Annotated in this window: 7 protein-coding genes and 2 pseudogenes; 4 read left to right on the top strand and 5 right to left on the bottom strand. The window is 60.3% G+C overall.

Annotated features, from left to right (window positions below):
• A partial coding sequence (locus tag C7G61_RS41685) for a transposase (protein WP_145963526.1) occupies nt 1-105 on the top strand: 105 nt, incomplete at its 5' end.
• A gap of 25 nt (nt 106-130) precedes the next feature.
• Here C7G61_RS41685 and C7G61_RS41680 read toward each other — a convergent pair.
• Nucleotides 131-730: a hypothetical protein gene (locus C7G61_RS41680; protein ID WP_108523307.1), complete on the bottom strand. Its 600-nt coding sequence runs from the start codon at nt 728-730 to the stop codon at nt 131-133.
• Nucleotides 731-1,127: 397 nt separating this feature from the next.
• Between C7G61_RS41680 and C7G61_RS41675 the strand changes: the two genes are divergently transcribed.
• Together C7G61_RS41675 and C7G61_RS41670 are read left to right on the top strand one after the other, a co-directional pair.
• The gene (locus C7G61_RS41675) at nt 1,128-1,643 is read left to right on the top strand and encodes a DUF6088 family protein (RefSeq protein WP_338026193.1); all 516 of its coding nucleotides are present in this window, start codon (nt 1,128-1,130) and stop codon (nt 1,641-1,643) included.
• Nucleotides 1,644-1,863: 220 nt separating this feature from the next.
• Complete coding sequence (locus C7G61_RS41670) at nt 1,864-2,964, top strand: hypothetical protein (protein WP_108523306.1); 1,101 nt, start codon at nt 1,864-1,866, stop codon at nt 2,962-2,964.
• A 691-nt stretch (nt 2,965-3,655) separates the two neighbouring features.
• On the opposite strand, the gene C7G61_RS41660 is transcribed toward C7G61_RS41670, so the two are convergent.
• A complete protein-coding gene (locus C7G61_RS41660; protein ID WP_108523304.1) occupies nt 3,656-3,874 on the bottom strand; it encodes a DUF6894 family protein in 219 nt (72 codons plus the stop codon).
• A 144-nt stretch (nt 3,875-4,018) separates the two neighbouring features.
• Between C7G61_RS41660 and C7G61_RS41655 the strand changes: the two are divergent.
• Nucleotides 4,019-4,579: pseudogene (locus C7G61_RS41655) on the top strand (transposase); the annotation flags it as partial.
• Nucleotides 4,580-4,629: 50 nt separating this feature from the next.
• On the opposite strand, the gene C7G61_RS41650 reads toward C7G61_RS41655, so the two are convergent.
• The 3 genes and pseudogenes from C7G61_RS41650 to C7G61_RS41640 all read right to left on the bottom strand — a co-directional run.
• Nucleotides 4,630-6,306, bottom strand: a complete 1,677-nt coding sequence (locus tag C7G61_RS41650) for an integrase catalytic domain-containing protein (protein WP_244608752.1) — start codon at nt 6,304-6,306, stop codon at nt 4,630-4,632.
• 36 nt (nt 6,307-6,342) lie between these two features.
• A pseudogene (locus tag C7G61_RS41645) lies at nt 6,343-7,005 on the bottom strand (radical SAM protein); the annotation flags it as partial.
• An 86-nt stretch (nt 7,006-7,091) separates the two neighbouring features.
• Nucleotides 7,092-7,196, bottom strand: a 105-nt coding sequence (locus C7G61_RS41640; protein WP_145963526.1) for a transposase, incomplete at its 5' end; no start/stop codon positions are given.

Raw genomic sequence — 7,196 nt, 5'->3', positions numbered from 1 at the left:
AGAGGCTTCCGCCAGTTCCTCCTGCGCAGCATCGACAAGGTCAAAGCCGAATGGGCCATGATCTGCATCGCCCACAACCTCGCAAAACTCGCCGCCGCACGCTGAGGAGAACCTGTCTCCCCAAAAAGCTTCAGAACCCGCCTCGCTTAATCCTAAGTCCATTATAGGGACAGGCTCCTAGTCTCTCCTTGAGCAAGTTGGCCGCGAGACTCGCTTCGCGCTGGTTGCCGAGCCGTATCGCGTCGACGAGAGCCAGATAGACATAGAGGCGATCATCCCGCTCGGCGGCTTCCGGCACAGACTTGAACAGCGGCTCGACGGACTGCCCCATCTCGCGGCCGCGCGCATAAGGCCAAACGTGGATCAGGTTACCCGCGCTGTAGAGTGAGTCCTTCAGGACCGGGGCGGCGAATGCTGTTGGCAGGCCGCGCTGCATGGGACCTGACTTTGCCGGAAAAACGAACTTCAGTCCGTATGTGATGAAGTCGCGCAGGTTCCTGCGATTGGGATCCGGACGGCTCGCCATCCGGCCCTTAATTGCCATACCCGATGCAAGGCTGCGCTTGATTGAGGCGGCGATTTCCGTTTTGCTGATGCCGAGAGAGGCCTCGAGCCCCCGCACCGAGTATGGGTCTTCGCCATCCTGGCGGAAGGGATCCATCCCGCCTGCGTGCTCATGATCCTGCAAGCACACGAGCTTCAGCAGGACGACAATATCCTGACTTTTCATGGTTCCGTGCGCTGTCCGCTGTCCTCTGTCCTCTGTCCTCGGACCAAGGACACTAAGCGTGCACTCGACGATCTGTCAACTGATCCGAGGCATACGGACCTTTGACGGCTAAAAACGCGCGAGTTCCAGCCAACAGCAGGCGGAATGTTTAAGGGGTGCTTTACTTTGGGAAAAAAGGGGCCTTCGGTGTCCGAATAATGCCGTAAATTTCGGACATCCTTGCGGCTGACCGAAATTTGCATCATATTTCGGACATGCTTGAGCAACCGACCACAGATCTCCGGCAGCGGCTCATTGCCCGCATCAACGCTTCGCCCACAGAGGTATGGACGCCCGGGGATTTCGTCGACCTCGGCAGCCGTGCGGCCGTCGATAAGACGCTGCAGCGGCTGGCGAGCTGCGCCGCATCGATCGTGGCCTCTACGACCGGCCGCGAAAGAGCAATCTCACGGGCAAGCTGGGAGTCCCCGACTATCGCGCCGTCATCAAGGCTGTGGCGCGCCGCGACCAAGCCCGCGTTGTGGTCGACGGGAAGACTGCCGCGAATGATCTCGGCTTCACCACGGCCGTCCCTGCGCGCATCGAGGTCCTGGTCGACGCCCGCCTGAAGCCGATCATCCTTGGAAAGCAGGTCATCCATTTCAAGTCGGCAGCGCCCAGCCGTCTCTATTGGGCCGGACGTCCGGGCATGCGCGTCGTTCAGGCGCTCTATTGGATGCAGGACATGATGACGAGGGAGCACGATCGACAGCCAATAGCGAACCTCCTCAGCAGACTGTTCCCAAATCCGCAGCATGGAAAGGTGATTCGCGACGATCTTCGCGCAGGGCTGTCAGCTATGCCGATCTGGATGCAGGATTTCCTTAGGCCCTTGCTCGAGCGTGACGACACTGTGCCGGAGGATCGCTCGTGAGCAGCGCAGCCTGCAAGGAGGTCATCTCCGGCGCACCCGGCGAGAAGCTCGATCTTTTCTTGATCGAACCGACTCAGTGTGCCGATCGACGCGCGCGCGCGTGATTATGCGAATATGACGGCAATGATCTTCGGCGAGGCCCCCTCGGTTCGAGCACATCTTGGCGTCGATGGAAGAGATCGAACGCGCGGCGATCAGCGAGCCGTGATAGGATCAAATCATGGATGAGCCTCCGGAGAATATTCCAGCACGACTGCCCGATCCCGCCACGATCGAGGCGGTCCTCGCACCTCTTCCAACCGGAGCTGACGAAACGGCGCTGGCCACTGCGCTGACGGAGGCGTTTGCTGGATTCCCGTTTTCAACGGCGAACGTCGACGATCAGTATTGGCGCGACACGCGCTCGGTGATCGCCGCGGACGGGACACGGATCGCGGAATACCGACCGTGGATGGAAGCAGAGCTAGCCAAGGACAACGGCGACATTGGCGCCGTTTGGACTCGATTGCGCGAGAGCGACTTTCAGATCTCGGGATGGCATGGCAACAGTGTGTATGCCTTTGCGCCAACTGGACCGGGCGCGGCGGACTATGTGCAAATTCGTCTCGGCCGGGAAGTCGAATGGCGCGCCGGGCCGATCGTCAATCCTACATACCGCCCTTGGAGCAAGGACGAATTGCTGGATCCGTCATGGATCACGCACGAAGATATGTCCGATGACAAGGTAATCGCCGGGCCGCTCTTTCGGATGCTTGGGCGCGCGGGCAGCAGCGTCGTCCATGTCCGGAGTTTCCTGACGCGGTGTGCCCGCCTCGAGCGCGAGAAGCGCGAGGCGCAGCGGCCGGAGATGGAACGCCGTGTAGTGCGGCAAGTAACGCGGGAGGGCACGACCGAGACGCCGTTCCTGGAATTGGTGCCGGACTGGTTCGAGTACGTGCCACGCGAGAATCGCTTCTTCCAGGATTGGGACGAATCAAGCGCTTCGGCCGAGCGCGTCTATGCACACTGGGCGCTCGACATTTACGACTACGATGCTAAAGGCACGCGCGAAATCGGATTCGTGCCGCGCCCCCTGCATCTGCCGGACGAGAGGCTCATCGCTGGCGACGCCTCGGTTTATATCCTGATGGATCGCGTTGAAGCCATCGACCGTGAGGTCGGCGTCCCATTTGGTTGGTTCTTCTTGATGACCCATGGCAATCGGGTTGAGCCAGAGGTTGGTCAAGCGATTGCCAAGGGCCTGCGTGAACAACGCGTGGTCTTAGCCGATCGGAATGCGCGTGTGCTGCTGCGCTGGGCCGAACGAACTTACGGATTCTGATATGACCTCGGCGACGGCCAGACTCTGGTAGGGGTTCGGAAGAACAACTAAGCGTTGGTCTTAGACATGAAGGTCATCCCAAATCACGCGCGATGGCACCGATATCGCCGCGCAAGCACCGTTCCTGTGCAGCTAAATATCTTCCTATCTACTGTCGCGACGGATCGCGACCTGCCAGAAGCAAGACTTGACAAGAATATTATTCCACGATCAGGGCGACTGAAGCAGTTTCGAAGTGACCGGTTTGCAGATCGGCACGCGGTGTGGTGACGAAGTAACGTTTACGCTGTTCTTTCACGCGCAGCGCCCCTACGGACTCCACAAATCCCGACCAGCCAGTCACATTAGGGTCGGCACCGGGGCTGGGTTATTTTGCTTTTACTAAACTGTTTTCCCGGAGGAGCCGCGGGTCTCGGCCCGCGGCTCCGTTTAATTTTGCAAACCTATTTGAGAAGTGTCGATGGCGACCCACGCTTTAAGTGACGAGAGCATCTTGAAATTGTTTGAGAACATCCGACAGCAGGTTGCGGCAGATAGACGGCTGGGTAGCAAACACCGTTTGCTGGGCGAAACAGCAAAACGAGAGGCACTGCGACTTGAGGAAGAACTGCGTCGGCGAGGACTTCCAGTCACGCCGATCGATTGGCGCTGATGGCGGGCACGACGGTCTGAAGCCGAAATGGAAGAACGGTCAGCTCGATAGGCGTCTATAAACAGGGTACCTGGCAATCTCTTTGCCGGTCTCGTCCACCACCGTCACCACACCGTTGGTGTAGTCGAAATCATCCATTCCGATTTCGCTTGCGACGCGCGCGCCGTAGTCATCGGCTTCGAGTTGGCTGGTGAACTCCGTACCCACCCTATCCACCGACAGAACGTCGCTGGTTTCAATATGGAAAAAGTAGCGCATGAAATGTGGCTCCCGCACAGAATAGCGCTCTCCAGCCAACACATCCTAGCCCGGATATCTCACAGAGTTTAAGCGCATCGGGGCTCCGAATCAGCGAAAGTTGTTTTGCGATAACGACTTCCTGATGATTCGAGGAGAGCCCCGATGCAGACAGAGTGTACCGCGGATATTTTTCGATTTGAAGCCGTCGAAGGCCGCGCGGTGGTAGCGGCGTTTGACGGAGGTGCGATCACGTCGGACGCGGGCGGTTTGCTGCTGGGCGGGGCGGATCGGGCTATCCGGATGGTGGATCGGCTGGCATGCTGCTTTGACGATCGACGATCGCAGGCGCATGTCGAGCATTCGGTGGCGACGCTGGTTGGACAGCGGATATTCGCCATCGCGCTCGGTTACGAGGACCTCAACGACCATGAGACTCTGCGCCACGACCCATTGATGGCGGTGCTGGCAGGAAAACTCGAGGCGCGGCACGCAGATTGCGCGGCGGTGGCCGGCAAGTCGACGTTGAACCGGCTGGAACTGTCGAAGCCGGAGCCGTCGCGCTACCACCAGATCAGCTACGATGCGGAGGCGGTGGACCGGCTGTTCGTCGATCTGTTTCTGGAGGCGCATCGGACGGCGCCGCGCCAGATCACGCTCGACCTCGATGCCACCGATGATCCGTTGCATGGCGAGCAGGAAGGGCGCTTCTTTCACGGCTACTACATGTCATTCGGCCTGCAATATTGATCCCCGTATTGCCTCATCTGCGAATGTTACCCTGATAGTGCCGTCGCTATTGACGATCCGATGTCGACTGGTCGGTTATGCTTGGTGGTTGTCCAGGCTGGCTCGGTAGCAGGGGCTGTGGGCGGGTCGGGCCCTACATAGCCCGAGCCGTCCACAGACCCGGGCAATGAAGCAACGGTCCTGGCGTCGCCGAGCGGCTCCCGAGCAACCTGCTGCTCGGCAGCCTTCCTCCGAAGCGCCCTCAGCAGACGCTGCACGATCGAATGCTGTCTCGTCCCGAACTCCTCGGGGTATTTCTCGCTCAGCCGGCCGACAATGGCGAGTGCAGTCAATTGCGGCTGCGCAGCAAGCCAGTCCTCGATGGTGGCAATGTGCGGGTCGAGCTTGGATGGCATGCGAATCCGCGTCTTATAAGGCCGATGAGGTCGCCGGTGCGTCGCACGCGGCTCGCCGACTTTCACCGTCTTGCCGAGCGTCTTCGCAAAAGTGGCAGCGGACGCCGGCGCGGTGCTTGTGCAGGCGCGGTGCAGGCCGCGCGCCTGTCCGGCACGACGATCGACACGATTGCCGAGTTCCTCCTGTGTTGCGCGGATCTCGGCCAAGAGCGCGATCGGATCGAGCAAACGATACTGATCGCGTAGCCGTTTCTTCACGGCCGCAGCCACCTTGGGATGAGCCAGCGCGCGCTGATAGGGCGTCAACGGAGCATGATAGCGCTTGATCACTCTCGTCCCTTCGCGGCGCTTCTCCTTCAGCTTGAACGACGGCTGAAAGAAGTTGACGTAGAGCCGTGCCGCCGCATAAAGGCGACCCATCACGCGCGCCGCTTCGAGGCCGTCGAAGCGGCCATAGCCCATCAGGCGGCGCACGACGGCGCCGTTCTTCTGCTCAACGAACGCCTGATCGTTCTTCTTATAGGCACGCGAGCGTGTCACCTCGAGCTTCTGTTGGCGGCACCATGGCACGACGACATCGTTCATGAACGCGCTGTCGTTGTCGAAGTCCACGGCGCGCAAAAGCCAGGGGAACAGGCTCTGTGCGTGTTTCATCGCCTCGACAACGAGCGAGCCATCGCGCGTCACCAACGGCAGGCACTCGGTCCAGCCCGTGGCGACGTCGACCATCGTCAGCGTCTGGATGAACGAGCCTGCCACAGACGTGCCGCCATGGGCTACCATGTCGACTTCGCAGAAGCCGGGCGGCGGGCTATTCCAATCATTGAACGTGCGGATCGGAACCTCGCGCCGGATTGCCGAATAAAAGCCGGCACGCCGGCGCTTGCCGCCGCTCGCCGCGATCTTCACATCGCCGAGCAGGCGGTCGATGGTTGCGGCGCTGATGGCGAGAACACCATCACGATCCGCCTCGCCAAGCTTCAATCGGCCATGTTGCTCGAGGGCCGGCAGCAAGGTCGGGATCATCACCTTGAGCCGCTTGCCACATACCCGATCCGACGCCTCCCACAGCGCCGTCAGCGCATCCTTGATCGTCGCGCCGTATCTGCGTCTGCGCGCTCGCAGTGCCCCGACATCGCCGATCTTGTGTTGCCGGAGTGCGCGCACCGCATGCTTGCGATGCCAGCCCGTCGTCGCGCACAGCGCGTCGAGGATGCCTCCCTTCTCCGCCCGCTTGGCCGACCGGTAACGCTCCATTACCGCCGACACCACCTCGCGCCGCGCGCCCATGCTGATCCTTCCCGCCATCGACGACACCGACCCGATTCGGTGACGTCGCCCCAGTCATTGGCGGGAAGTTGTCCAGTAACATTCATGATGAGGCAATGCGCCCCCCGATCGGCATCCAAAGGGATATTGCAAGCCGAATGACAGTTCGCCCAGGTCCACGGGATCGCACAACTCCATCAGCCGGGCGAAACCGGCATAGTACATGCTCGGCGGAAGCGCGATCCTCACATGCGCGGGCTCGGTCGGCTTGATCGGGTTGATCCGGACGTTGGCGTCGTGCGATTTCGCCAACTTGGCGAGTGCTTCAATGTGCCCGATGGAGAAGTTCCAGTTCATCGCCGCCATGATGCAAGTCCGCGAGATGCCCTCGCGGCGGCAGATATCGAGCGCCTCCACAGCTTGCCGCAAGATGCTAGCTCCCCGATTTTCATTGTGTTCGTCTTCGAACGGCGAGTCGAACGAGACGTCGCAATCGGTCAACAGGCGAAATTCCCGATAGTGATCCTTGTACAACCGCACCAACGATATGCCGCTGGTCGTGAGGCCCACCAGGATGTCCTCGTCCGCGAGCCTCCTGATGATGTAGGGCAGCAAGGTCGCCTTGGGGTTCGACCCGTTGGTGAAGAGCGGTTCATTTCCGCCGAGATTGACCGTTTCAACGCCGTGCTTCTTCAATTGATCGACGATCCGATCGATTATCTCGACGGTAAGGTCGCTCCCCTTCTCCCTAGGAGCCTGTCCCTATAATGGACTTAGGATTAAGCGAGGCGGGTTCTGAAGCTTTTTGGGGAGACAGGTTCTCCTCAGCGTGCGGCGGCGAGTTTTGCGAGGTTGTGGGCGATGCAGATCATGGCCCATTCGGCTTTGACCTTGTCGATGCTGCGCAGGAGGAACTGGCGGAAGCCTCT

This window comes from Bradyrhizobium algeriense, assembly GCF_003062295.1.
Classification (GTDB): domain Bacteria; phylum Pseudomonadota; class Alphaproteobacteria; order Rhizobiales; family Xanthobacteraceae; genus Bradyrhizobium; species Bradyrhizobium algeriense.
Note: the sequence above shows the minus strand (reverse complement) of the source record. Positions and strands in the feature narration are given on the sequence as shown.